General features: G+C 36.8%; 31 protein-coding genes and 1 riboswitch. Of the genes, 10 read left to right on the top strand and 21 right to left on the bottom strand.

The genetic code is table 11. The features are described from left to right. Positions 1-7 precede the first annotated feature (7 nt). From RBQ60_RS03535 to RBQ60_RS03490, 10 genes are read right to left on the bottom strand one after another with little or no spacing between them, the layout of a single operon-like run. Positions 8-304, bottom strand: a complete 297-nt coding sequence (locus RBQ60_RS03535) for a hypothetical protein (RefSeq protein WP_307885215.1) — start codon at positions 302-304, stop codon at positions 8-10. Further along, positions 294-845 carry a hypothetical protein gene (locus tag RBQ60_RS03530; RefSeq protein WP_307885214.1) on the bottom strand — a complete coding sequence of 184 codons (552 nt, stop codon included), beginning with the start codon at positions 843-845 and terminating at the stop codon, positions 294-296. Before RBQ60_RS03530 ends, RBQ60_RS03535 begins: the two co-directional genes overlap by 11 nt. Before the next feature lie 4 nt (positions 846-849). Then, a complete protein-coding gene (locus RBQ60_RS03525; RefSeq protein WP_307885213.1) occupies positions 850-1,365 on the bottom strand; it encodes a hypothetical protein in 516 nt (171 codons plus the stop codon). Positions 1,366-1,376: 11 nt separating this feature from the next. After that, a complete protein-coding gene (locus RBQ60_RS03520) occupies positions 1,377-1,865 on the bottom strand; it encodes a siphovirus Gp157 family protein (protein WP_307885212.1) in 489 nt (162 codons plus the stop codon). Continuing rightward, positions 1,862-2,020, bottom strand: coding sequence for a hypothetical protein (locus RBQ60_RS03515; protein ID WP_307885211.1), 159 nt, complete (start codon positions 2,018-2,020; stop codon positions 1,862-1,864). The genes RBQ60_RS03520 and RBQ60_RS03515 overlap by 4 nt, the downstream gene beginning before the upstream one ends. After that, complete coding sequence (locus RBQ60_RS03510; RefSeq protein ID WP_307885210.1) at positions 2,013-2,648, bottom strand: hypothetical protein; 636 nt, start codon at positions 2,646-2,648, stop codon at positions 2,013-2,015. The genes RBQ60_RS03515 and RBQ60_RS03510 overlap by 8 nt, the downstream gene beginning before the upstream one ends. A gap of 37 nt (positions 2,649-2,685) precedes the next feature. Further along, complete coding sequence (locus RBQ60_RS03505) at positions 2,686-3,015, bottom strand: hypothetical protein (protein WP_307885209.1); 330 nt, start codon at positions 3,013-3,015, stop codon at positions 2,686-2,688. Further along, positions 2,996-3,775, bottom strand: coding sequence for a phosphoadenosine phosphosulfate reductase (locus tag RBQ60_RS03500; protein WP_307885208.1), 780 nt, complete (start codon positions 3,773-3,775; stop codon positions 2,996-2,998). Before RBQ60_RS03500 ends, RBQ60_RS03505 begins: the two co-directional genes overlap by 20 nt. Then, the gene (locus tag RBQ60_RS03495; RefSeq protein WP_307885207.1) at positions 3,738-4,004 is read right to left on the bottom strand and encodes a hypothetical protein; all 267 of its coding nucleotides are present in this window, start codon (positions 4,002-4,004) and stop codon (positions 3,738-3,740) included. Before RBQ60_RS03495 ends, RBQ60_RS03500 begins: the two co-directional genes overlap by 38 nt. Before the next feature lie 19 nt (positions 4,005-4,023). Further along, a complete protein-coding gene (locus RBQ60_RS03490) occupies positions 4,024-4,212 on the bottom strand; it encodes a helix-turn-helix domain-containing protein (RefSeq protein WP_307885206.1) in 189 nt (62 codons plus the stop codon). A gap of 86 nt (positions 4,213-4,298) precedes the next feature. Here RBQ60_RS03490 and RBQ60_RS03485 point away from each other — a divergent pair, with 86 nt between their 5' ends. Then, the gene (locus RBQ60_RS03485) at positions 4,299-4,481 is read left to right on the top strand and encodes a hypothetical protein (protein ID WP_307885205.1); all 183 of its coding nucleotides are present in this window, start codon (positions 4,299-4,301) and stop codon (positions 4,479-4,481) included. An 87-nt stretch (positions 4,482-4,568) separates the two neighbouring features. Continuing rightward, positions 4,569-4,907, top strand: a complete 339-nt coding sequence (locus tag RBQ60_RS03480; RefSeq protein ID WP_307885204.1) for a hypothetical protein — start codon at positions 4,569-4,571, stop codon at positions 4,905-4,907. Positions 4,908-5,003: 96 nt separating this feature from the next. On the opposite strand, the gene RBQ60_RS03475 is transcribed toward RBQ60_RS03480, so the two are convergent. The 3 genes from RBQ60_RS03475 to RBQ60_RS03465 are packed head-to-tail and all read right to left on the bottom strand — an operon-like array spanning position 5,004 to position 6,405. Further along, a complete protein-coding gene (locus tag RBQ60_RS03475) occupies positions 5,004-5,330 on the bottom strand; it encodes a hypothetical protein (RefSeq protein WP_307885203.1) in 327 nt (108 codons plus the stop codon). A gap of 17 nt (positions 5,331-5,347) precedes the next feature. Then, a complete protein-coding gene (locus RBQ60_RS03470; RefSeq protein WP_307885202.1) occupies positions 5,348-6,208 on the bottom strand; it encodes an antA/AntB antirepressor family protein in 861 nt (286 codons plus the stop codon). A gap of 14 nt (positions 6,209-6,222) precedes the next feature. Next, the gene (locus RBQ60_RS03465; protein WP_307885201.1) at positions 6,223-6,405 is read right to left on the bottom strand and encodes a helix-turn-helix domain-containing protein; all 183 of its coding nucleotides are present in this window, start codon (positions 6,403-6,405) and stop codon (positions 6,223-6,225) included. A gap of 202 nt (positions 6,406-6,607) precedes the next feature. Between RBQ60_RS03465 and RBQ60_RS03460 the strand changes: the two genes are divergently transcribed. The 4 genes from RBQ60_RS03460 to RBQ60_RS03445 all read left to right on the top strand — a co-directional run bounded on the left by RBQ60_RS03460 (position 6,608) and on the right by RBQ60_RS03445 (position 9,649). Beyond that, positions 6,608-7,006 carry a helix-turn-helix domain-containing protein gene (locus tag RBQ60_RS03460; protein WP_307885200.1) on the top strand — a complete coding sequence of 133 codons (399 nt, stop codon included), beginning with the start codon at positions 6,608-6,610 and terminating at the stop codon, positions 7,004-7,006. Positions 7,007-7,010: 4 nt separating this feature from the next. After that, on the top strand, positions 7,011-7,217 hold the full coding sequence (locus tag RBQ60_RS03455) for a hypothetical protein (RefSeq protein ID WP_307885199.1): 207 nt from the start codon (positions 7,011-7,013) through the stop codon (positions 7,215-7,217). A gap of 187 nt (positions 7,218-7,404) precedes the next feature. Further along, positions 7,405-8,286, top strand: a complete 882-nt coding sequence (locus tag RBQ60_RS03450) for a hypothetical protein (protein WP_307885198.1) — start codon at positions 7,405-7,407, stop codon at positions 8,284-8,286. 190 nt (positions 8,287-8,476) lie between these two features. Next, positions 8,477-9,649 carry a tyrosine-type recombinase/integrase gene (locus tag RBQ60_RS03445; protein WP_307885197.1) on the top strand — a complete coding sequence of 391 codons (1,173 nt, stop codon included), beginning with the start codon at positions 8,477-8,479 and terminating at the stop codon, positions 9,647-9,649. Between the two features lie 777 nt (positions 9,650-10,426). Here RBQ60_RS03445 and RBQ60_RS03440 read toward each other — a convergent pair. Next, a complete protein-coding gene (locus RBQ60_RS03440; protein ID WP_307885196.1) occupies positions 10,427-11,311 on the bottom strand; it encodes a hypothetical protein in 885 nt (294 codons plus the stop codon). Between the two features lie 946 nt (positions 11,312-12,257). Here RBQ60_RS03440 and RBQ60_RS03435 point away from each other — a divergent pair. After that, positions 12,258-12,857 (top strand): hypothetical protein, encoded by a 600-nt coding sequence (locus tag RBQ60_RS03435; RefSeq protein WP_307885195.1) that lies wholly within the window; start codon positions 12,258-12,260, stop codon positions 12,855-12,857. Positions 12,858-12,985: 128 nt separating this feature from the next. Here RBQ60_RS03435 and RBQ60_RS03430 read toward each other — a convergent pair whose 3' ends face one another. After that, positions 12,986-13,663 (bottom strand): peroxiredoxin, encoded by a 678-nt coding sequence (locus RBQ60_RS03430; protein WP_307885194.1) that lies wholly within the window; start codon positions 13,661-13,663, stop codon positions 12,986-12,988. Between the two features lie 723 nt (positions 13,664-14,386). Beyond that, on the bottom strand, positions 14,387-15,739 hold the full coding sequence (locus RBQ60_RS03425; protein WP_307885193.1) for an alanine/glycine:cation symporter family protein: 1,353 nt from the start codon (positions 15,737-15,739) through the stop codon (positions 14,387-14,389). 299 nt (positions 15,740-16,038) lie between these two features. Beyond that, a riboswitch (glycine riboswitch) is annotated at positions 16,039-16,138 on the bottom strand. Positions 16,139-16,594: 456 nt separating this feature from the next. Between RBQ60_RS03425 and RBQ60_RS03420 the strand changes: the two genes are divergently transcribed. The 3 genes from RBQ60_RS03420 to RBQ60_RS03410 all read left to right on the top strand — a co-directional run bounded on the left by RBQ60_RS03420 (position 16,595) and on the right by RBQ60_RS03410 (position 19,674). Continuing rightward, positions 16,595-17,179, top strand: a complete 585-nt coding sequence (locus tag RBQ60_RS03420) for an RNA polymerase sigma factor (RefSeq protein ID WP_307885192.1) — start codon at positions 16,595-16,597, stop codon at positions 17,177-17,179. Continuing rightward, on the top strand, positions 17,157-17,939 hold the full coding sequence (locus tag RBQ60_RS03415) for a hypothetical protein (protein ID WP_307885191.1): 783 nt from the start codon (positions 17,157-17,159) through the stop codon (positions 17,937-17,939). The genes RBQ60_RS03420 and RBQ60_RS03415 overlap by 23 nt, the downstream gene beginning before the upstream one ends. Positions 17,940-18,354: 415 nt before the next feature. Continuing rightward, positions 18,355-19,674 (top strand): DUF3825 domain-containing protein, encoded by a 1,320-nt coding sequence (locus RBQ60_RS03410; RefSeq protein ID WP_307885190.1) that lies wholly within the window; start codon positions 18,355-18,357, stop codon positions 19,672-19,674. Between the two features lie 154 nt (positions 19,675-19,828). On the opposite strand, the gene RBQ60_RS03405 is transcribed toward RBQ60_RS03410, so the two are convergent. The 5 genes from RBQ60_RS03405 to RBQ60_RS03385 form a co-directional block, all read right to left on the bottom strand. Further along, on the bottom strand, positions 19,829-20,707 hold the full coding sequence (locus tag RBQ60_RS03405; RefSeq protein WP_307885189.1) for a polysaccharide deacetylase family protein: 879 nt from the start codon (positions 20,705-20,707) through the stop codon (positions 19,829-19,831). A 139-nt stretch (positions 20,708-20,846) separates the two neighbouring features. Beyond that, the gene (locus tag RBQ60_RS03400) at positions 20,847-21,167 is read right to left on the bottom strand and encodes a TfoX/Sxy family protein (RefSeq protein WP_307885188.1); all 321 of its coding nucleotides are present in this window, start codon (positions 21,165-21,167) and stop codon (positions 20,847-20,849) included. 377 nt (positions 21,168-21,544) lie between these two features. Next, positions 21,545-22,492: an AEC family transporter gene (locus RBQ60_RS03395; RefSeq protein WP_307885187.1), complete on the bottom strand. Its 948-nt coding sequence runs from the start codon at positions 22,490-22,492 to the stop codon at positions 21,545-21,547. Positions 22,493-22,513: 21 nt separating this feature from the next. Next, positions 22,514-23,266, bottom strand: coding sequence for an MBL fold metallo-hydrolase (locus RBQ60_RS03390; RefSeq protein WP_307885186.1), 753 nt, complete (start codon positions 23,264-23,266; stop codon positions 22,514-22,516). A 270-nt stretch (positions 23,267-23,536) separates the two neighbouring features. Beyond that, a complete protein-coding gene (locus RBQ60_RS03385; protein WP_307885185.1) occupies positions 23,537-24,004 on the bottom strand; it encodes a PPC domain-containing DNA-binding protein in 468 nt (155 codons plus the stop codon). Positions 24,005-24,110 lie beyond the last annotated feature (106 nt).

The raw sequence follows: 24,110 nt of genomic DNA, 5'->3' as shown, positions 1-24,110 counted from the left end.
ATACCCCCTATAAATAATTCCTGCCAATAAGCTCCATGAACCTCTCGTGAGAATTTTCTTCCTCAAACGCCCTTTGGCAGTCTTGTTTTAGTTTCATATCTAACTCATTCCCGTGTTTTCCGTGTACTCCGTGTGTGCCTTTATGAAGCTCTAAAGTTAGGTAAACGAAAAACCCGTTATCATCAGATATTTTTCTGTTTTTGCCCATATATATATGGTGCTTCTCTAAATTGTCAGTTCTGCCCGTTATATAGCACTCCTTTTCCTTACCTTGGAGAACCGAAACTGTACGACTACCTTTCACCTTTCCACGCCTCCTTTAAAGCCTGTAATTCATTGGGTGTCATTGTCTCTATGCCCTGCTCTTTGCAATCGTGGACAATAGCATCAATCAAACGTGACATTTGTTTGGTGTTATAGACACTGCTGCCGTAATAAAAAGCAATCAATACAAAACCTTCATGCTCTGCATGATCCAGTCGCTCCGTTATCCACCCTCTACCACGTAAGCCCCAAATGTGAATCATTGTATCAGCTGCTTTTTCATCAATCTCTGCGGTTCTAAAAACACCAATATCTCTAATGTGCTCCCGATAAACTTCATCTTTTGTGATGTTAAGTTTTTCCGCTAACTTACCGCATAAAACCCACATATATTTATTTGCGTTTAAACTTCTACCTTTGCGGAACTTGCTGACTTTGAGGGTCAGCTTGTCCGCATTAAGGGAGTTGATTTTCTCGGTCAAAGCATCAATTTCATAACTCTTGTAATCAGTTTGAAAAGATATTTCGACCTTGCCAGATAAGATTTTCAAAACAGGTTCACTTGCTGTGAATGTAAACAACTAATCACTCCTGTTCTTTTTTAACTTGAGGATATACAAAGACTCTCTTTCCTGTTTTTAAATTTCTTATAGCCAATCCTACAATTACTTTGTTTTCAATTTTTATTTTTTCGATAGCAAATTTATCATATGTGGTCTTTCTTCCGTTTTTATCAGATATATTCATATCCTTAGCGTTGATCCAAATAAACGGGGCTGTATATAGTTCTCTGCCAATCCCCCAGTTGAAACAGGCACGTTTAAAGCTGTCTGACGCAAGACCTTTTTCTTTCTCGGTATTGCTCTCTGTCCCCGTATCTTCTTTGGAAATCCACTGCTTCTTTTCTTCATCCCATATCGAAACAGTACAATTCGCATTTTCTCTGCTATGATGGCGTTGCCAATTAGCAGCGCCTACTGTTTCATCAAGAATATTCATATCGCAACGGGCATCCTTATAAAGCAATAAGGAACAGCCTCTTTCGCTAACCTGCGCTACTCTAACGTCAATTTCATCAGCCTTTAAATCTCTGAATTTCACCTATGTACCTCCTATCTGATAGAAAGTCTTTCGCCACGTTCTTGCAATATTGCGAACTCAAGGCTTTCTCCGCTTTCCAAGGCTTTTCTGATTTTTTCTTTGTCTGGCTCAGCAATAACTTTTTTGTAATCATCTGGCACCTCGCCGTAGACATCAAGAGGTTGTTTCCCACCATTTTTAGCAATAGAAAAACTAAACATTGGTGTTTTGAATTTGGTCTTACCTGTTATTTTCATCGCCATAAAAAGATTGTCCTTCAAAACCTTTTGTCTTGCCTCATAGCGCTTCTTTCTCTCTGACAAACGTTGTATCTCAGCATCCATTGCAACAATATCGCCATCAATATTACGCATGATTTTAGCGTAGTTTTCCGCCTTTTCTTCGAACTCAAACTCTGTGATTTCTAACGTATCTAAGACAGCTTGCTCGTCATATTCCTCTGACAAAAGCATTTCCTGAAGCTGTGTATAATTATCGGTTAATTTATATAATGAACTCATTTTTTATCCTCCTTCTTTTTGCAAATCTCATCGGGAAAACTCTCACCGTTCCCGTACCAAACGCCGTCTTTATATTCCCACTCCGCCAAGACCTCAAAAGGTGTCCTATTTATGGGACAAATCAGCATTACGCCGTAAAAAGGGTTTTTATCCATTGACAAGTCCCTCCTTTTCGTCCAGTTCTGCAGCTCTTAATTGGAGATTCTCAAGCAATTTGGGAATGTTTAGCCTGTTAATCGTTTCAACCGCTAATTGATCCCGCAAATTCTGTTCAAGGGTTCTCAAAACCATTTCTTCTGATTCCGTTTTCGCCTTTTTAATCATTTCACTAACCTTAGAAGCAAGTTCTTTTTCTAAATATTTATTGATAAAATATTCATTAAGAGATGTATTTTTATCGCTGTCATAGCGAGGTGTATTTCCGTCACGATCAAATACTTTGCGGTTCAAAAACGCCTCATAGCGCTCTCCTATGAATTCGCCCATAGGCTTATACTCAACTTCACTACCCCAAGAACTTTTCTTGTAAGGAATTTTCATTTCCGAAATTTTCCCAGCACAAACCATTTCTACGAAATCATCAACTCTCTGTTGGATAACAGATTCAGCTTGCTCAATTTTCTCCAAAATTACAGTATCAACAGCCTTTACAGCTTCGTCGGTTGCTTTTTTAAGCAATCTTTCCTTAACACCAGAAACAACCTGTCTCTTAATTTCTTCATCAATTGAAAACTCTTCGTCTTCGATCCAATCAAGTTCTACCTCTATATTAAATTTTGCCATTTGACAATCCTCCTGTTTTCTGATACTTTAAAGTTGATTATTTATGCTTGTCCCCTACTGGAATTGCCGTTCCTTGGGGACTTTTTGATTGCTTAACCTTGCTTTCGATTAGGTCGGTAAACACTACTACAAAGATGAAGATCAATGTCCATTTAAGTACAAGGCGGTTAAATAGGATGCATTCCATAACCACCACAAAGGCTAGGATAGTGATAACATTAATAACCCGTAGTAATGTTATCTTGATCGCTTGCACCACTTTGGCACGTTTCTGACGGCTCTGTTGCTCTGCATCACGCTTGATACGGCGCTTGTCGTTTCGGCGAAGAATAGCACGATATACTGGATTAGTCTCGTAGTTGGTCATTAGTATCAACTCCTTTTTTCAACTTCTTCAGGTCATTTTTAGTAATGCACCCCAATTCAAAGCGTTTAGCAAGTTCGAAAACACTTCCGCTTTGCTTAAAAGGCTTATCTGTTTTTCTCTGGTATTCTTCGAGTTTCTTCCAGTAAGATGGCAAAAACCTGAACATGTTATAAAGTTCCTTCAAATTTTTATTGCCACAACACCAACATGATACCCTGTCCAAAACGCTGTAAAGTTCAACATATTTGCCTGTTAATGGCTCATACTCAAGCCAATCCCAACCTTGGTCATAACAGTATTGAAGACATTCCGCCTCAGTTAAGCCCCATTCATTTAGCCAATACGCTTTGTTGCTACTGGCTCCTTTTTCTAAGCGTTCAGGCTCATCTTTGGCTATTCCGATAATTTGTAAGTTATCACCACAATACTTGTCCAATTGAGCAATTTTCTGCGTTGTCCCCCATCGGCAGCCGTGCCATCCACACCACTCATAACCTTTTTTCCTGTTTCCGTTTCGCTGTATGTATTCTCTTTCCCATGCTAAAACTGGAAATTCAATGGCAGGATAGATTGTTGTAAATCGGATGCCTTTTTGCTCGCATAGCTTTTTGGCCTTCTCAATGTTTCTGCGAACAGCTTGAAACTCCCATTCTCCAACATCGAAATATACTGCTTCATCAACCTTACAGCCTTTTTCTATGGCAATTAACAGCAATGCCAAGCTATCCTTGCCTCCACTTAGCTGTATTACATTTCCCACCGCCTCCCTCCTTTCTCCTTCCATTTACCCCGTGCCATGTTCCATGAAACATGAATACGGAATAATCCAAATTGTTATCTACTGCATATTGCTTGTCTTTCTTACGATTGCATTCGGGGCAGTAATACCCGTGACGGGTGTTTGTTTCTTTGCTAATTTGCTGTCGTACGCCACACCGACTGCAGCATATGTAACGGTAGCCAGGGCGCATCGGTGGTTCGGTTGTCATGCTTGTCCACCTCCTAAAATTATTCTTCGTCTTCAAAAAACAGCCACCAATCAATTCCTAATGCTTTGCCTATTTCCTTTGCAGCCTTGACACTCATGCCTCTTTCTCCGCTTGAATACTTAAGCATGGTTGCGTATTTAATTGATGTTTGCTCGCTTAGCTGTTTTGCTGTAATACCTTTTTCTTTCAATATGTAGTTTAATTTCATATAACACCTTCCTATATGTTGTATTTGCCCACAATATGTGGTAAAATAAGTAATACGAAAATACAATTCAAAAGGAGCGTGGATTTATGAGTTTTTATTCAGATGTAGCAAAAGTTCTTTCAGTATATAATTTTGAAAAAGTTGGAGATTTAACAAAATCAGAATTCGAAAAACTGATGGCCGAAATATTAAGTGCATCTGTTGATACCTACTCACAAGAGATGCAGTTCAAACTCAAACAAAGAAATTTGGCCGTTGGAAGGAGATGATTACAAAGAACATATTTCTCCAATGCTATATTGTATTTTTCCCCATGCATACCGTAACCGCAGCTTCGATAAGGAGGCACTTTTCTTTTGGATAGACAATCGAGAAAACTACTTAAGCATATTTCAAATAAGCAAAATAACCCCGAAGGATTTATGTTTCTTGTTGAACTTTTTGATCAATACGAAAAACTTAATAGTTTATCCGAACAGCAAATAATGGCTATGTTACGTTATCTCGAAAGTGAGGGATACATACACTGCCTAAAATCGGTACATAGTGGCGATCCAATAGGATTTGAACTTGAACATAAAGGGCATCATCAAAAAGCATTTAAATTCGATGATTTTAAAAAATATTTAATACACAACTGGATTGCTATTGCAGCCTTAACTATTTCAGTAGCGTCAATAGCAATGCAATTATAGAACCCATAAGAGCCACAATATCTATTATTGATGGCTTTTTTTTATTTTCCACCTCTCTCACCTCCTACCTTTCTTTTATGGGCTTGTCCAGCGGGGCTAGACTGCTTGACCCTTCATTAACTGTGCCGCCACTTCGTTGGCTGTGACCGCTACTTGCAATAATGTGCTTTTTAACATTGCGTTTTCCTTTTCCAACTGTTCAATTTTTCGGTCTTTCGCTCTTAATGCAAATGCACTAACTGTATCCAAGTCAATGTCTGCTTTCTCGATTGCTTCAATGTAGTCCAGCGGAAACATATTTGTGATTTTATTGGGCTTGATTTTTTTCTCTGCGATTAATTTTCTAATCGTTTTAACATCCCTCCCCCATCGCTTAGCTAGGTCAGGGCACGACAACATTGTAGGTTGTGCTGGTTGGCTCATACTTGTCCCCTCCCTTGCTAAATCAACCCTTTACGGCTGACAACCTTCTTTTTGGGCGGCAACCGCTTTATAGGTGTCACGCCATTATTTTTCAGCATATCCTTGATAATCTTTACACCTTTTTGCGACCAAGAAACGGAGGAGTACTCCATTGTTGCGTTTTCGTTAAAGCCTAATCCTTTGTTTTCATATAAGGGATTCAGTCTCCAGCCTCTTTTTGTACCGGGAATAACCAAACCTAATTTATAAAGCGTGTCATAAAAGGCTCTTGAATTTACACAATACATACCTGCTACACGCTCTGTTGAAATCCTGTCTTTCTTCATCGTCTTGCTGTAAACGTCAGCCGCAAGAGTGATTTCTGTTTGCACGGGGGCAACCTCTACTTGTTTTTCGGTTGTCAATTTTTCCTTTACACGTCGAACATCCTCTTTGATTTCTTCTATCTCTACCGCTTGTTTAAGCCTTGCTTCTCTTTCTGAAACTGCGTTGTCGAATAAACCTTTAATCATTTGCAGTTCGGGTGTAAGCTGTTGCAACTGCGGTACTTGTTTAGATTTCTTTTCGACTGCAATGAAATATTTCCGAACGGATTTTCCAATTTCATTACGTTCCAGCATCGCCATTTCTTTGGCTGTGTCAAGTTTGATGATGTATTCAATGGTAGGTCTACCACCTTTTTCTAAATTTTTAGAAAAACTCTCAAAGTCCTCATTTTCGACGGCTTCGCACTCTGCAAACTTATTTTTAATCCAGTCCGCAAATTTACTTTTACTCTGTAATCCCTCCCAAAGTTCCCTGCCGTTTACTACGTGTTCCCCTTGGTCTGTTTTGTAGACGGGGACTAACCCTTGTTCAAACAATGTTAGCTGGTTCATCTTAATCCTCCTTTTTAGTCCTGTGCGACAACACGATTATCGCTGAGGAACTTATTTAAATCATCCTCACTGATGCGCACTGTTTTCGTGCCACCTAGCTTTGTTGCACCAAGTTTTCCTCCTCTAATCCACTCTCGAATAGTGCGTTCTGACACTTTTAAGAGGTCTGCCACCTCGAAAGTCGTATAAAATTTCAATATTTCACCCCTTTTCTATTGCTTTTCGTCGGTTTTCGTGCTATTATCAATTTGCGAGATCAAAAATAGTAAAAAAATAGACTTAAAGCATTTGTTACACGAATTTCGTGCTTATGACGTTATTATATACTCTGTTTTCGTACACGTCAATAGCTTTTGCACGGTTTTCGTATTATTTTGGTGCTTTTGTGGAGGTATCACAATGGATACGGTTGATAGAATATTAAAACTTATGGAAAATAACCAAATGAAACAGGCTGATTTAGCTAGAGTAGCCGGAGCAAGAAGCAGTTCGGTAAGCGATTGGTTAAATAGGAAAAGTACCTCCTATACTAAATATTTAGATAAAATCGCAAACCACTTCGGCGTAACCACTGATTACTTGCTGACAGGCAAAGAACCAGAGCCAAATATTAAAGTCGTAGACGAGGACGATAACCTCGTTGTATTGGATGATGAAACGCTTGAATTGATAGACAGCTTGCGTTCTAAACCAGAAATGAAAATGCTATTCTCAGTTAGCAAAAATGCCACGCCCGAAGATATTATTAAGGCAGTAAAAATTATTGAAGCGCTAAGGGATGATAGTCAAGGGCGGTGATGCTATGGAAGATGTGTGTATTAGGTTTATAGATTTGCCATGCCGTATAAATGGCATTACAGTTCAAGATGAGAGCGGTTTTTACAATGTTTATATAAATGTAAGACTGTCATTAGAAGCTCAGAGAGCGGCAGTTAAACACGAATTAACGCATATAAAAAGAAATGATTTTTATTCTTTAGAACCGTTATCCAAAGTTGAAAGTTTTTAGACAATAAAAAATCCCCCACAGTACTGCGAATACTGTGAGGGAAGTGAGAAAAAATGATTTAGAAAATATTTCCTTCTCTTTTTTTATCGTACCATATAATTTACGACAAAAAAAGAGAACATACATTCAAACATATGTTATACTATTTGTATATTAGAATGGAGGTGTTCTCGTGGGAGGAATGCTTGTGAAAAGTGTTGAAACATTTAGTTTTCATTTAGATGGCGATAGTTCTGTTGATGCCATCCAACTTGCCAGTACCATAAAAAGCTTTGCAGAACTTACAAAAGCAATTTCCAATACCGAAGACCCTGAGGCATTTTTAAAATTGAACATCACAACGTTTAAAAACGGAAGCTTTGAAGTAATATTTCAAACAGTTTGTGAAATAGCAGAGACCATAATGAGTGACCATGAAAAATTCGCGACCCTCATTGCTAGTGCTGTTATCGGGGCATTTAAAATCAAGAAATTTTTAAAAAATGAGACACCGAAAAATGTGACCACTGAAGGTGAAAATATAAAAATAGAGAGAAACGATGGGAGCTTTATATATGCACCGAAAGCTAGTGGTACAATACTGAGCAATGTGCATATAGATAATATGGTAGTAAACATTGTAGCGGCATCCAATGAAAGCAATGGTGGCAATGGGTTTTCTATCGGCAGTCACAATGATACAGTAAAATGTTCTGCTGAAGATGTGCAAAAAATGAATACACTCTTTGAGCATACATCTGTCGAATCTCTAAAAATTCATACACAAACAATGGATGCATACTTAGAAATTAAAAAGGCTGTTTATGTAGGCAAATCAAAATGGACTTTCGTTTTTAAAAATATTTCGATAGATGCAACCATAGAAGATGAAGAATGGTTAACAAAAGTTCAAGACGGTGATATCCGCATAGACATACCTAAACATTTGCATGCTAAATTACAAATCGATTTAGAAACTGATAAAGACGATCGGAGGACAATAACGCCTCCGAAATATAAGATTTTAAAGGTTTATAACTTCATTGATTCAAATGATATTCCAGCAGATTCACAAACAACGCTATTTTAATAAAAAAATCCCCACTCCGCTACCAACGAAGTGAGGGACAAGCGGTCATACCGTGGTACACCCGCCTTCAACAAGCAGATTATACCACAAGACCGCTTTATTTACCATACCAAATTAAATAAAGGAGGTCTTATTTTTATGGCCAAAAACCTTATAACGCACTTACCAAAATTTAAAAGGGAGTGTTTTAGTGGCTAAAAAAGAAATCAAAAAAGAAACGAAAAAGAAAAGAGAACGAGTTGGCATCTATTTAGGGCTTGAAGACGGGAAGAAAAAATACAAATACTTTTATGGCTCTACTAAAAAAGAGGCTAATAACAAAGCAAAGAAATATAAAACAGACATGGATAAAGGGATGAATTTACTTGCGGAGGATACATCTTTCGGTTTCATGCTGGACACATGGCTCGAATCCAAGAAAACAGAAGTCAGCTATGGCCGTTATCAGTGCTATGACTATTCTTCAAAAAAGTTTGACTGTTTGCGTAACAATGATATAAAACTCATCCGCACCGCAGATTTGCAGAAAATCATTAATGAATGGTCTATAATGAATTCTAACACAGGACGTCCGAGTTCACGCACCTCGCTTAAAGAAATGAAACTCACGGTTTCGCAAATATTTCAGATGGCTATCGACAACCGCATTATTGACTATAACCCAGCCAAGGCAATAAAGATACCGAAAAAAGAAGAGGAAAGCACTCGCAGGGCATTAACAGATGAAGAACAACAATGGATTGTAAACACTCCACACAGGGCACAAAGAATGGCAATGGTTATGCTTTACGCAGGATTAAGGCGGGGCGAGATTATTCCTTTAACTTGGGCGGACTTTCTTAGAGACAAAAGAGCAATAAATGTAAATAAGTCTGTTTCTTTGGAAAATGGAAAACTTGTGGTAAAACCCCATACCAAAAACGGACGTGACCGAGTTGTTTATATCCCCGACAACCTGTTTGACTATCTTTGTAACGAATTCAAGAAAGCTGAAAGCATTTATATGTGTCCCTCTGCAAAGGGAGATATGATGACAACAAACAGCTTCAGACGTTTATGGGATAGCTATATGACAGAGCTCAATTTGAAATATGCCAAGGTTCCTATTAATACAAGGAAACCCACAAGCAAATATGATCCAATTAAATTCCCTATGCTTATCCCAAAGTTCACCCCACATTGGTTGCGACATACCTACGCAACAATGTTATACCATTCCGGCATTGATGTACTTGCTGCAAGGGATCAGTTAGGGCATAAAGATATTGAAACAACACTGCAAATTTATACACATTTGGATGAACTTCATAAAACAAGGGCTTTAGGCAAACTGAATGCCTATCTGAAGTCAATAAATGAATAAATATTCAAATGTATTCAAATATAATTACATTAAAATTTTAATAAATAAAGTATGGGTCAAGGTATGGGTCAAACTTTTATGCATTGCCGTAATATCAACGTTTCTAGGCACTTTTAATAATCATTAGGGATGTAGAGGTCGCAAGTTCAAATCTTGTCGCCTCGATGACTTATAAAAGGTGTTGGGAATGTTGATTTAGCAACGTTTTCAGCACTTTTTTGATTTCGTTTTGAAGGTGTGATTTTGCGGTAAAAATATTTTTAACATAACTATATCTATTTTTTACCATATCAATTTACCATAAGCATTAGTATAGTAAATAATTTTTAAGAAGAATTTTTGAATATGTATTATCTTTGATCCATTCATGGAATTCTTCTTCGGGGATGTAATATCTTCCACACTATTGTGATTTTGGGAAATCCTTTTAATTTTACTAAGTTGTAAGCTGTTTCACACATATCATTGAAATACTTGATCTCATTCTCTCTTACCATTCCGATATAACATATGGTTGTTTGTCTATTCTGAATGAGCAAATATTCTTTTCACAATTCATCCACTTTCTCGAACTCACATTTTATACATCAATTTAACAATCAAAATTCACAAATAAAAAATCGTGTAGCCAACATATCCAGTCAAGATACATTAACTACACAACACCTATTATAACATTCGCTATAAAAATAATAATCATCGCAACCTAATATAGATTTAACTTAACTTCTCTATTTTGAATATTGTTCCAATGTATTTCGTTTTAGAATCTCAGAGTTAATCGTCAACAATCGTACTATCAAATTCATTTTCAATAGGGTAATATTTTTCTCCCAACAAAATAGACTCTCTGTTCATAAACAAAACAGTAATTATAATATAGGTAAAACTGCCGAGAATATAAGCAAGGGTTGAACTTAAAATACTGGAGGCATTATTCTCTTGTGTTAACATAAATATTCGGTCTGCTAACAAACCCCAACCCACAACAATTAAATTCGTCAAAACAATATAGCCTGCTGTTTTCCAAAACCTATTCTTTATTAAATTCTTACTGTATACAAGGGCTTTCCAGCCTTTTGTCTCTCTTAACCCTATGATATACACATGAAATACCCAAATCACCAAAAAATAGGCAACAGGAATTCCATTAATTATGAAATACAATCCTACTCTAACAGGGTTGGAAACATTTACAAATTGTAATGCAAGAAATGTACTAGGTAATGCAACAACAAGACTTACTAAAAAAATAAAAAAAATATAAATAAGTTCTGTAATTATTACACCCCAAAGGCAACTCATTGCCTCCCCGATGATATGCCCCATATGAATAGGTTCGTTGCATAAATAGCTTTTTGTTATCTTTGCAATTGCAACCTCACCAACAGGCACCAAAAACAGCATCACCATCATCAATAATACATAATTCTGAAAAAAACTCGCTATTGTTTGCGTAAGAAAAGAAATATCCACAACATCATCTATCATTGCTAAAGAATTACCTATCCTATCCAATAGTATCTCACTCAAAATACTAATCGGGAAAAATATCGCCGAGACAACAATCATAATTGACTTAAAATTCATTTTAAATAAGTATAAGGCAATGGACAAAATCTCCTTAATCCCTAATTCTTTATTGTTAATTGCATCTAACATACTTTCACCCTTTCTAAATTTAACTCAACAAAAATAGTATACCTCTTTTACCAAAAATATCCAACTACTTTTGGGCCTTGTAATTCTTAAAAATTTCTTATGCAATATTAAGGCAACACTGTATAATTTCCTTTATATGACCATCTGATTGCTTTGCTTGTTTTGATTGCACATTTGGACACACACGCTCTGCCCCTTTATCTAATAGAATAAAAAAGAAGAAGTCGAAAAACTCCAATAGGATTTAAAAAATAATACTAAATACTTAAATATAAACATTAAATCCTACATAGACTTGCAGACAGTTTGCAAGTAACGGCAAACAAATGGCAAAGTTATGGCAATATATTTTTCAATTTAGACAACTCAGTATCCACTACAAAGCTATTCAATTTTATGTCCTTTGTTTTGATGTTTCCTTTACTTGATACAAAAAATAATTTTAATCACACAATAATTAATCTCTTTTATCATAGAAACATGCCCCTACATCCCTAAAGATATATTAGGTTTGATTTTTCTTTCGTCTTATCAACGTAGGTATGTTTTATTAGCTCTCTACCCCCTTCTACACTTAGATGAGGGCATTGTATTTCCTTCCATTTCCTGTATAGTAATTTGGGCAGTAGCTTTCGCAAATGCTCCATAGTAGTTAAAGCAGGTTGCCTAAGCACGCTCAATAAACAATTCCCTAATTTTTTTCGTGAATGAATTCATTTTATTAAGAAGATTAGGACGTGTGTTCACCAGCATCCACTTCCAAAATATTACTTTATATGTTAATATTTGAGAGATAGTTATGACAAATAGCTTATTGCAACATACTAACTCTAGTTTTATCATTATCTGGTTGCGGAGAAGGATCTGAACTTGCTTCTGCTCCCAAAAAGATTAAAACAGAAGTATCAAAAAAAACTTAAGTATTTATTAATTAGGAGGAAGAGGTATGTTAAAAAAATTTTTAGCAATCTGCATTATTCTTGTTATGTCGTTAAGCTGTATTAGTTGTGGTAAAAAAATTGATTCCCCTGAAGAAGTAGTAACCAATTACTTAAATGCAATAAAAAGTAAAGATTTTGAAACTGCAAAAACATATGTTATGGAAGAAAACGACCAAGTACTTAGTGAAATGGAAGAAGAAGAATTGGCTAATGAAATGATTCGTATTTTTGAAACACTTTCCTTTCAGGTAGTCTCTACCAAAGTAAATGATTCAACTGCAACTGTGAAAACCACGATTAAAAATATCGATATGAAACCTGTAATGGGAGATGTCATCAGCGAATTGTTTTCCCTTGCTTTCTCTGACCTTGATGAAGCAACACTAGAGGCAAAGCAAAGTGAAGCATTTGTGAATGCTCTTGAAGCAAATAAGGACACAACAATTGAAACAGAAGTAGAAATCCAATTAGAAAAAGGCGAAACAGGGTGGTTAATTATTCCTAATGAAAAGCTTGCCGATGGAATAACTGGCGGTCTATTATCCATTGGAGAAGACCTTGCCAACTCTTTTGGCAAAGAGAGCGAAAACGAAGTCTCTAATTAATTTTAATAAAAAATCCGCCCTGTCTTGCACACAGGGCTATAAAAATAAAAGAGTCAGGCTTAGGCCTGACTCTTTTGGCGAAAAACCCCCTCTTTTGTGATGGGTTTTCCATTCTGGCTAAATTAGATTTATACTTTGTCTTTTCTAAAACGTAAAAACCAATCCAGCGTATACTCACCTTCTGAAGGATCCATTCTCTTTTCCGCCTCTTCACATGTTGTGGCAGTAGGAATAATTACGTCTTCTCCTGGTGTCCATCCTGCTGGTGTAGAGCAGTGGTCGTTATCCGCTTTTTGAAGTGCAAGAATTAATCTCTTAATTTCATCAAAATTTCTTCCTGTGGTAAGAGGATAGTAAATAATTGCACGAATAATACCTAAGGGATCAATAATAAAAACTGCCCTTACCGCCTGTGTACTGGACACATTAGGCTGAAGCATACCATATTTATTAGAAACCTTCATATTAAGGTCGGCAATAACAGAGAATGGAATCTTAACCTTGTTCATTCCATTCCATTCCAATTCCTCAATTTTACGAACCCAGGCAATGTGGGAGTATAAAGAATCCACGGATAAACCTAAGAGTTCTGTATTTAGTTCTTTAAATTCATCGGCCATGGACGCTAGAACCATAAATTCTGTGGTGCATACAGGGGTAAAATCTGAGGGATGAGAAAAGAAAATAACCCATTTCCCTTTATAATCTTCAGGAAAATTTACTTTACCATTCGTTGTAAGAGCTGTGAAGGCAGGTGCCTTATCACCAATAAGTGGCATCTGAAAAACCTTTGTTTCTTCTGTCATAACAGCATGTCCTCCATTCCTATAACTAGATTTATATGATTGTATTTTTGTTTCCAAAACTATTTGGGTTTACTGCATTTAGATACACTTAAAAAGACATAGGAGTAATCTTCCATGCCTCAAACTCAATGAATTTTATCGTAATTAAACCCAACCAGCACAACCTCTGTGCATAATAACCTTATCAACTACTCTTACTTAGGACGTATCTCTGAGAATTCTAGGCTGATTATTTATGCACGCAAATAAGAAATAACTCACCAGTGAAATATAATTCACTGAATACTTTAAATATACAATATTTTACAACAAATATCAAGTCAAATTGTTAAATTATTGTTTAGTTAAGTACCCTCTCTAAGGATCTCTTAAAAATACAAACATACGGCAATCAGCTATTTTGGGGTTTTTTCTGTACCTCCAATTTTCCCCATCTTTTTTTGCTAACTTTCCTCCCACCTAAAAGTCTTCAAATACTATCATTGAAAACCATTACATAATGCACACTATAAATATTTGTAAGAAAAAAACTAAGTCTCTAATCCTCATTTTCAGACACATTCATTCATCATAACTTTTTTTAACTCTAACAAAGCTCCTTTTTTCTCTTCTTTATGCTTTTTTAGTTCCAAGCAAACCTAAAGCAAATGTTCGTTGAATGACTAATTGCATTCATAATAAAAAGTGAACCCAAAAATCAACCATGGGTTCACTTGAAAATAATTATTTGCTTCCAAAATCTCGATGTATTTTACTAACAACGCCACCCAATGCAAAGAGGGCCAAAACGTTTGGAATAACCATTAAACCATTGAAAAAGTCTGCCAGCTCCCAAACCAGTTCTACTTTTAACATTGCTCCTACCACGATGCAAATAACAACTACCATAGAATAAATTTTAACGGCCTTTGCCCCTAAAAGATACTCCACATTGATTGCACCAAAAAAATGCCAACTTAATATAGTAGAAAATGCAAAGAACAATAGACAAATCGCAATAAAAATATCCCCAAAAGAACCAAATCCTACTGTGAAGGCAGACTGTGTTAATGCGATACCTGTTTTGCCACTTGACATTACGTTTGTAGTAATAATGGAAAACGCAGTTAAACTCAAGATAATAAAGGTATCGATAAAGACACTAACCATAGCTGTCAGCCCTTGTTCGTGAGGGTTTTTCGCTGTTGCCCGTGCATGAGCATGGGGTGTGGAACCCATACCCGCCTCATTGGAGAATAAACCTCTGGCTACCCCATAGCGAATTGCCTGCTGAACAGAAATACCCAAAGCTCCACCGGCAATAGACTGTGGCTTAAATGCCCCAACAAAAATCATTTTGATTGCTTCTGGGATATAAGCAAAGTGCATCCCAATTAAAATAACACTACCCAAAATATAAACCGCTGCCATAATGGGTACAACCTTTTCTACAACTGAAGCCAGCCTTGCCGTGCCACCTATAAAAATAAAAAATGCAAACACTGCCAATGGAAAACCAATCCACAAAGGGTTCAACTGCATATCTCTTGCTTGGAAAACTTCCATAAATGCCGCAGCAATGGAGTTAGACTGCACCATGTTCCCCATAAAACCAAGGGCAAGGATGATAAATAAGGCGAAAGCTGTAGCAAGTACCTTACCAAAGCCACCTTTAAACGCCTGCTTAATATAATAAACGGGTCCACCTGTCACCTTTCCATCTTCAACCACTTTATATTTCTGTGCCAAGGATGCCTCTGCATAGATTGTAGACATTCCAAAAAAAGCACTCAGCCACATCCAAAAAATTGCACCTGGCCCGCCAGAAATCAACGCAGTTGCCGCACCAGTCAGGTTACCAGTCCCTACCTGAGCAGCAATGGCCGTCGCCAAAGACTGAAACGGCGTCATTTCCCCATTTTTTCCTTTTTCACCTTTGAAGCTCATATTTCCAAATACCAATTTAAAACCTTCTCCAAACTTCCGAATTTGGATAAAACGCAAACGGATGGTATAATAAATACCCGTTCCGCAAAGGAGAACAATCAAAAAAATTCCCCACAACCATGAATTAATACTTTTTACCATTTCTAACATAATATTCTTCCTCTCTTTTTAACTTTTTCTTTCCGAAATATTGGGGTTCTTAAAGGGGCATCCATAGAAATCGATAAATAGATACGGCATTGTTTTGCCAATCTACAGATTACAGAGGTTCGTCTTTCTTTAGCGAAAACCACTTTGTTTCGGAGCCAAAATACGTTTCCATCAAAAAGTCCAAAAACACTCTGCTGTTTCAAAAATCCCAAACACACGAAAAAAGAGCTGATTCTCATCAGCCCTCTAAAGAGTAGAACGTATGCATCGCATGAATTCTTAAAAATCCAATATGTATCTTTGCATACCCTGTCCTTTTGCCTGAGAGATAGACAAGTGCTTTGGCACTTGTGGTACACCTTCGGCGCTTCTTAATGAAGACTCTCCAGAGTACATTCCTTTGGAATGTAGTCATACTCTAACATAAAAAATATCTACTTGCAATAATTAATTTCAGTTTATTTCTCATCATATACTAATTTTGTCAAAAACTCTTGAAATATGGCCATATCTATTTGATTTTTTCAGCAAAACATCTAAAATATTAGAGAAACTTCATAGCACTACATTAAAAAATTTTATCATTAAACATCTTTATCCTGTCTCAATACCTTCTGCTTATAACCTTTAACCTATAAAAAATTCTTGACATTATAACCTATCTACTTTTTCTCGACTAGACTCCTTTGGTTTTCAAATCTATCGAGAACCTCCATACGTTGTCAGCTTATTGAAGTTTTCCATCTTCATATATGTTACGATACTTATATAATTTATCAAATCTTACAAATAAAATGAACCAGTTTGATGAATAACGCCTCTTATATATGTGTACACAGAAAGGAGTGCTTCATCTTGTATAATAGTGCAGAACTCGTGCATCAACTACAGCAAGGCAATCAAAAAGCTTTTGAGCAGCTTTTTGAGCTTTATAAAGTAAAAGCAGTCAGAACAGCATATCTAATGACGGGAAACAAGACATTGGCAGATGATATAGCCCAAGAAACATTTGTTCAATGCTATTTGAAAATTCAAACGCTGAAAGACCCTGAAAGGTTTAAAACTTGGTTTTTTAAGTGCTTAACTAGAATCGCCTGGAAAATGGCAAGCAAAGAAAAAACGGCAGTACCCGTTGAAAATATTTTTGAATTTAATAATGCAACGGATTCCGAACAAGTTGAACTGGATTTTTTAAAAAAAGAGCTTTCAGAAGAAATCATGACTGTAATTAATACCTTAGATGCCAAACAACGGACAACAATTCTATTGTATTATTACAACGAATTTTCCGTTTCAGAAATTGCCACAATTATGGACTGCTTTGAAGGAACGGTAAAGTCCAGATTGCATGCAGCAAGAAAAAACCTGAAAAAGAGGTTAAGCCAAAAAAAAACATATCTAAAGGAGGGTGTAAAAGATGCAATTATTTACAGAATTTGATCATCAATTGAAAAAATCCATAGAACAGAAGGTGGAAAGCATAACCCCTTCAGAAGATATGTTTGCCAACATCCAAAATCAAATTAAACTTAGAAAAGGGGATAATGATATGACTATAAAATCGCAGAAACGTACAAGAGGTATTATGATCGCATGTGCTATATTAGTAGTAACCTCTGCAACTTGTTTTGCAGCATCAAAAATAGCGTCTGTTTCAGGAGGACTGGACAAACAATTTGATACGATACCCACGGAAAGTCAAATGGAAAAAGAACTAGGCTTTACACCAAAATGCGTAGATGAATTTACAAACGGCTATAAATTCGATGTCGTTTATGCAGGTACATTGAGTGGCAATGATGACGACAAAAATAAAGTTGTAGAAATCGATACCGCAAATTTCGTCTATTTGAAGGACGGCAACGAACTATCTATTGAAGCAATGGAATTGCCTCAAAATTCATCTGTGCCAGAAATGGAAGGAGAACAAATCACCCTAGCTAATGGCCAAATCGCATTTTATGACGAATGGACCCACAAGTTTAAACCTGCGGATTACGTTATGACTGAACAAGATAAACTTGATGAAGCAAACGGCACCTACGTATTTTCCTTTGGTGAAGATTTCGATTTTACGCAGCATTCCCAGGTAATTTCATGGGAAGAAAACAATATCCGATACTCTATCTATTGTTATGATGATAAGCTGTCAAAAACAGAGCTGATTAAAATGAGTGAAGAAATTGTGAGTGCTGACTAATAAAAAAAGTTGTCTTGGGAAGAACCATTCCTGAGACAACTTTTTTTCATATTATTTGAAATCAATGTTCCACCTGAATCATGTAAATATGCAAACGTTCAAAGACCCAAACTCACGAAAGTTTATTCTTTCTCCGAAATTAATATCTTGCTCAATTCACTTTTCTTTTGTTATTTAAACTTGTAATAATTAAAAGAATTTCTCTTTTTTGCTGTTCCTTCTATTCCAAAGCAGTAGACCCACCAAAACAAACATATCCTTTTATATATTGAAAAATAAAGAAGAAACACCCTGTCGTATTTTGCAGATTTTTCTGGAATTTTTTTTCGTTTTTGTGTATAATTAAAACTTAGAAAAAGAAAATACAATGTAAACTTATGTTAAGTCTACTTATAGAAAAACGGAAGGTGAACCTATGAAAATGAAATGGAACTCTGAACGTTCCGGCGTATACGCCTTAGGTTATGTACAGAACGCTAATACTTATTTATCAGACATTTCCCACCTAATTCAAACGGAAGTTACGGAAAAAGCTTTATGCGATAACTTAAAAGAAGCTTATGATGAAGATAGGGTAATAAACTTCTATTATGATAATTATGGAAACTTACAAACGGGAGAATTCGATGAAAAAAGAACCTGCCGATATGCCATCGAAACAGGCTTTGAAATGCCAAATATGAACCCTGCGTATCCTCCTGATCCCGTTTACGCTGTTTTTATTAAAGACGGCTATGGTACTTGGTCTGGCGTGAATTTTAGCACCAAATATAAAATGGAAAATATGTTTAACGCATATCGTTTCGGAAGCATAAGCTTTAAAAACTACAACGCCGCCAACTCCTTTATTATTTCCCTTGAAGAAAACCTACTTCCCGGGGAAGTTTGGAATTTTAAATCCAGTGTGCCCGACGATTTTCGGCCTAAAACCCAGTTCGACATATTACAAAGCTATTTACAATATGTTTTTGAAAAACTGGTTTCTGACTATACCAATCCCGAATCCAAAAATTATAAAAAAATTGTCTTTTCCATTGACCATAAATACGCACTTTTTAACACAGGCTTGCTCAATAAGTTCGCCCAGGATATTTACTTAGTGGGTGAGGTTTACAATAGAAAAGATAATAAATTCATTTTTTCCTCTCCCTTTATCGCCCCCAGCAAGGTGGACTTAATGAGAAAATATCAATTTGCCTCGGCAAGTTTATATCCAAATGTGGTTGAATTCTTCCACAGTTTAGATGATATTATCTATGACTCGGAAATAGAAATTGACATCAGTGCCGATAAGCTGACCCATATTATCGAAGATGGAGCGAAGAGAAATCGTTTCTCAGAAAAGTATACACAAATGTATAAACAAGGGGAATTACCAGCCATTACAAGCATCCTCATCGCTGCCATAGACAATGCTCGTAAAATCGCAAAGCGTAACTACAAATTTGTTGTTCCTCAATACAGAAGCGAACGCCGTGGAGAGCCTGGAAAAATCCAATTTTTGATGCCTATTTATCTTGATCGGCAGTATGGAGAAAAGCCTGACTTCGCATTGGTTTTAAACACAGAAATCATGCCGGATAAAACAAAAATTTATACGCCTGAAACCATTCTGGAGTTATCTTGGGCATATAACAATGCACGTGTTATTTGTAAACCAGAGGATACTTGGCTAAACCCTACAACAATTGATCGCTCTCCCATGGATGGGGATGAATCAGAAGATACCCTTTAAACGAAGCTGAAAACAGTTTACTGAGAACATAAAATTAGGTATGGCAAAATGGGTCTTCATAAAATTAGACTCCATTGCCATACCCTTTCAATGCCCCCATAGGCCTGTTATTTATCTATAACCCAGAAAAACCTCCATCTCCTCTCCCCATCTTTCATTCAAGAATCCCCTCAAAAAATTCCACCGTAGATTGCTGGGGTGCTCGATTAAACCTACATAAATGATATAACTGTTCTGGATCCTTTGTAATCATATTTACTTTCCCATGACAGGTAAGGGCTGCTTCAAACCCGCATTCTTTGATAATCGGAAAAGACTCATCACTAATACTTCCGTAGGGATAGGCAAAAACAGTGGGTGTTATCCCCACATGCTCCTGTAGAGCTACTTGTAATTTCTCTAAATCTTCTTTCAGCATTGCAGTATATTGCTGAGAGCTTTCACCGTTTCTTTTCATGCAACCTTTTCGCTCACCAATTTTATGTAAATCATATGTGTGGTTCCCAATTTCCACATACCCCGTATCTGCAAGCATTTTAATTTCCTTCCAGGACATATGGGCATAGGCCAAGTCTTTGTCCTCCACTTGGCTAAATTCCTGAGAATAGGAACCAATTACAGAAACCACCGCCTTCATTTCTAGTTCCTCTAAAATCGGCACTACATTCACCAAATTATTCAGGTATCCATCATCCAGGGTTATAATAATAGGCTTTTCGGGCAATGGTTTATCTTCCTTCACATAGGCAACCAAATCTGATATAAATATAGTTGTATACCCTTTTTCCTTTATATATTCCATATCCTGCCGGAATAAGTCAGGTGAAACAATATAATCACTAGAGCGTTTGGCATCACTATAAACACTATGATACATCAGAATGGGAACAGGCACCCCTCTCTGCTCCATTGCCGCAGTGAAAATATCTTTACTTAGTAAAGTCCCTGCAAAAAATACCGAAACTAGCAGTAATGTTGTTAGGACACAAATTTTAATTCCTACTGCCTTGTTTAAAATTCTTCTGAAAAACACGTTATGCACCTTCCTTAAATGGCCTATAGGAAGCATATGAAAAGTGCTTAACCATTATTCCCATATAACCTGGCATTCGATGTTATAGAAAAGTACAAAAAAGGAAGCTCATTAAATAAGCTCCCTCTAAAAAGTACTTTTATTTTTTCTTCTTCTTTTTTGGCACTGGCAAATCTTCGGCAATCTGACGAACAACATTCGCCAAAAAATCCCGATTATCTATGTTATCTATTACATAAGACGGTTTTGCCCCTTCATATGCGCACCCCATGGGAAACCCCTTTAAATTCTCACTTGCAGAAGGTGTATTTTTTAAAAACAATTGATCATCACAAACCAACCCAATTACTTTATCATCACAATATAAACAATAGTCTCCCATCATTTTTCGATAGCGAATATTACCCGCCCCTGCCATCTGCTCTGCAATATATTGAACCAAACCTGCATCCGATGCCATAACGCTCTCCTTCCCTTTTTATCTACATTCATTCTTCATTAAAGCTTAACACCTAGAACTAAAAAAACAACTGCCTTTCGGCAGTCGAATTTGGGAGTTGGGAATTAGGTTTGTAAACCTTTCCCTATAATAAACCAACAAGAGAGGGAATCTCCTCGGTTTATTTTCTAGTAACATATATAAATCAAAAGTTTTTGTGAATACAACACTATTATACATGAGAAGGTACACAAAAGACATTAATAAACTGTTAAGGTTAACAAATATTGGAATGAAACCTTTACACAGTCTTACCTTCCCTTTCATTTTTGAAAGCTGTACTAATCAATCACAAGAAACAAAATATTTTCTTATATAATTTCATCTTTCATCCAATTCTAAATTAGACCCATGCCCCTTAATAGATAAATAAAGACGAATAGTGTAAACGCTGAAAACACCATAGAGTATATTAAAAAATCCCCCGCCAACTCATAATCGGCGTCAAACTGCAGTGCCATTTGATAATTGGTAATTGCCGTGGGTGCAGAAAGAAAAATAAACACAGGAATTAAGTCTGTTCCTCTGATATCAAAAATCTGTACCGCCACCCATAAAAAAATCCCAGGGAAAATAATCAATTTCGTTGTTAGTCCAATGGCTAAGGCTTTTATATTTCTCTTGGCAGAACGAAGTTCGAATTGTCCGCCTAAGAACAGAAATGCCACTGGTGTTGCCGTTTTAGCAACATCGACCCCTGCGGTGTGAATAAAAGCTGGCAAAGGCAGATGCAAAATATAAAAAATTAATCCAAAAATAACACCCCAAATAATGGGGTTTTTCAGTGCATTTAAAAAAGCCTTCTTGAAGCTCGGCTTTTCACCTGCCTCGGCAAATGCCGAGTAAACAAATACACCAAGGGTATTTAATATAGGCAAGGTAGCCGCCATAATTGATGTGGCCAGTGCAACACTAGGCTCTCCGCCCAAGCTTTTTGAAAATGGCAGCCCATAAAGCATAAAGTTACCACGATACATACATTGTATTATGACCCCGACTTTTCCCCCATCCTTTACAAACTTGGGGACTAAAAGAGTTAATATTACAACGGAAACTAAGACTACGCCTACGCAAAATAGAATTACTTTTATATATGTAAAATTGATGCTTTGCGCATCATAAAGATTGAAGAATACCAATAGGGGGAACAGAAGTTTAAAACAAAGGGCATTCCCTTTTGCAATAAAATCCTCTGCTAATATGCCCATCCTCTTTAATAAAAATCCTAGAAGAACAATACTAAACGTCGGTGCAACCGCATCAAAGGCAAACTTTAGATTTTCCACCCCTGTACTCCCTTCTTTTACTTAAAAGGAAATATTTTGTCCACTCTCATTCCAGACCAAAACCTTTTCCCCTTCTTGAGCATATTTTTCAACATCCCTCTGTGCCATTTTATAATACATAAACCGATCATCCTCGGGTGACGGTAAATGATAAATGATTGTTTCCTTCACCTTCATAATATCACGCAAAATTCTTCTTCCCTTTGGGTGATTATAAAAAATAGGCGTAACAAAGGCAATGTCCGCAGTAAAATCTTCTTCCTGAGCAAAGTCTTCCTCATAATAGTCAACGTCGGATAAAAACCCCAACTTCACTCCATCCAAATCTAAACGAAAACATTGATTTTTCACATGGTAAAACTGCTTATCCACATGTCTTGTGGTAAATACCTTTAGCTTTATCCCTTGTTCCAATATAGCTTCATTATTATAATCCAGTTTAATCTTCTTATCTGCAAAATCCCCTTGGGCTGCGGCCAACCCAGGTGTATCGTCCATAGGTGGGAAGCAAATCCCTTTCACCTCATTTGCCGCCATATATTCATAAAAGTAAGGGGAATAATAATGATCATAATGGGAGTGGGAAAATAACAAATAATCTACATTTCCCAATTCGCCCTTCCCTTTTTTCATCAGCTTCCATGCCCATTCAGGCAAGTCTGTAAAATTCTTTCCTAAATCTTTATACAACCCGTCTAATAGTATTCTTACACCTTTATGAACCACAACAACTCCAGCGTTAGATACTAATACGGCATAGCTTTTTTGCTCCATATTTGCTCTCCATCCTATGCAAATCTTTAGAGGTTTTACCTCCAACCTCCACAAGGGAGCTTCTCCTCAGCACTTTGTTTTCCAAAGCCACCCTTTGGGCACATGGCATTCTTTTCCACTAGCCCATTTTCTTATATTATCTTCTAGCCGCCCCATCCACCTGCACAGGAATACCTGTGCAGGAAAAACGGTCAAAGGACGTTGTCCCTTGTAGGGTATTAGGGGCAACGTCCCTAATGTCTTATCTTAAGGGCATTATTCTTTGCAGCCTTATTTCTGCTTCGGTGCAAAAATAAATACTTCCAAATCTTCGTCATAGCCTCTGCCCATTTCAATGCCATCAACTTCACCGATGACAACATCAACTGTCATAAGCACTTTGTTACCTTCAATTAGATGACCACCGTGGCCGTTACCGTACTGATCTGTTAAACCATAGTGTACGTGCAATAATGTTTCTCCTTTGTCATCATGGCAAATCATACCAGACATATTTACCAACTCAATTGCCCCACGCAAAATGATGGGTTCGCTATAGCCATAGCCAGCTTTTTTGTCCTTCAAAGGTACGGGATTAAAGAACTGTGCACCATCTAAGCTACCGATACCACTTAAAATAACGCCGTCTTTGATGCCGTAGTCCTTACAGATTTTTTCGAGACCCAAAAGAACGTCCTCGCCGGGGCTCATTCTTGCAGCAACAATTCTTTTAATGTTACCTTGTGCAGATGTAATCATAATTTTGGCTCCTTTCAGACTTATGTTTTACATAAGTCATCCTATGTATGTGTCACAACTCACTATATTTTGTTTCCCCCCATTAAAAAGGTGAGGTTTTCTTATG

This window comes from Anaerotignum sp. MB30-C6 (assembly GCF_030908465.1).
Lineage (GTDB): Bacteria > Bacillota > Clostridia > Lachnospirales > Anaerotignaceae > Chakrabartyella.
This window is presented reverse-complemented; position numbering and strand designations above follow the sequence as displayed.

What these genes read in the sequence shown, in the direction of transcription:
- RBQ60_RS03520 (WP_307885212.1), bottom strand. Translation starts at nt 1,865, where the DNA reads ATGAGTTCATTATATAAATTAACCGATAATTATACACAGCTTCAGGAA.
- RBQ60_RS03515 (WP_307885211.1), bottom strand. Translation starts at nt 2,020, where the DNA reads ATGGATAAAAACCCTTTTTACGGCGTAATGCTGATTTGTCCCATAAAT.
- RBQ60_RS03510 (WP_307885210.1), bottom strand. Translation starts at nt 2,648, where the DNA reads ATGGCAAAATTTAATATAGAGGTAGAACTTGATTGGATCGAAGACGAA.
- RBQ60_RS03505 (WP_307885209.1), bottom strand. Translation starts at nt 3,015, where the DNA reads ATGACCAACTACGAGACTAATCCAGTATATCGTGCTATTCTTCGCCGA.
- RBQ60_RS03495 (WP_307885207.1), bottom strand. Translation starts at nt 4,004, where the DNA reads ATGACAACCGAACCACCGATGCGCCCTGGCTACCGTTACATATGCTGC.
- RBQ60_RS03490 (WP_307885206.1), bottom strand. Translation starts at nt 4,212, where the DNA reads ATGAAATTAAACTACATATTGAAAGAAAAAGGTATTACAGCAAAACAG.
- RBQ60_RS03485 (WP_307885205.1), top strand. Translation starts at nt 4,299, where the DNA reads ATGAGTTTTTATTCAGATGTAGCAAAAGTTCTTTCAGTATATAATTTT.
- RBQ60_RS03475 (WP_307885203.1), bottom strand. Translation starts at nt 5,330, where the DNA reads ATGAGCCAACCAGCACAACCTACAATGTTGTCGTGCCCTGACCTAGCT.
- RBQ60_RS03470 (WP_307885202.1), bottom strand. Translation starts at nt 6,208, where the DNA reads ATGAACCAGCTAACATTGTTTGAACAAGGGTTAGTCCCCGTCTACAAA.
- RBQ60_RS03460 (WP_307885200.1), top strand. Translation starts at nt 6,608, where the DNA reads ATGGATACGGTTGATAGAATATTAAAACTTATGGAAAATAACCAAATG.
- RBQ60_RS03455 (WP_307885199.1), top strand. Translation starts at nt 7,011, where the DNA reads ATGGAAGATGTGTGTATTAGGTTTATAGATTTGCCATGCCGTATAAAT.
- RBQ60_RS03440 (WP_307885196.1), bottom strand. Translation starts at nt 11,311, where the DNA reads ATGTTAGATGCAATTAACAATAAAGAATTAGGGATTAAGGAGATTTTG.
- RBQ60_RS03435 (WP_307885195.1), top strand. Translation starts at nt 12,258, where the DNA reads ATGTTAAAAAAATTTTTAGCAATCTGCATTATTCTTGTTATGTCGTTA.
- RBQ60_RS03430 (WP_307885194.1), bottom strand. Translation starts at nt 13,663, where the DNA reads ATGACAGAAGAAACAAAGGTTTTTCAGATGCCACTTATTGGTGATAAG.
- RBQ60_RS03425 (WP_307885193.1), bottom strand. Translation starts at nt 15,739, where the DNA reads ATGTTAGAAATGGTAAAAAGTATTAATTCATGGTTGTGGGGAATTTTT.
- RBQ60_RS03415 (WP_307885191.1), top strand. Translation starts at nt 17,157, where the DNA reads ATGCAATTATTTACAGAATTTGATCATCAATTGAAAAAATCCATAGAA.
- RBQ60_RS03410 (WP_307885190.1), top strand. Translation starts at nt 18,355, where the DNA reads ATGAAAATGAAATGGAACTCTGAACGTTCCGGCGTATACGCCTTAGGT.
- RBQ60_RS03400 (WP_307885188.1), bottom strand. Translation starts at nt 21,167, where the DNA reads ATGGCATCGGATGCAGGTTTGGTTCAATATATTGCAGAGCAGATGGCA.
- RBQ60_RS03390 (WP_307885186.1), bottom strand. Translation starts at nt 23,266, where the DNA reads ATGGAGCAAAAAAGCTATGCCGTATTAGTATCTAACGCTGGAGTTGTT.
- RBQ60_RS03385 (WP_307885185.1), bottom strand. Translation starts at nt 24,004, where the DNA reads ATGATTACATCTGCACAAGGTAACATTAAAAGAATTGTTGCTGCAAGA.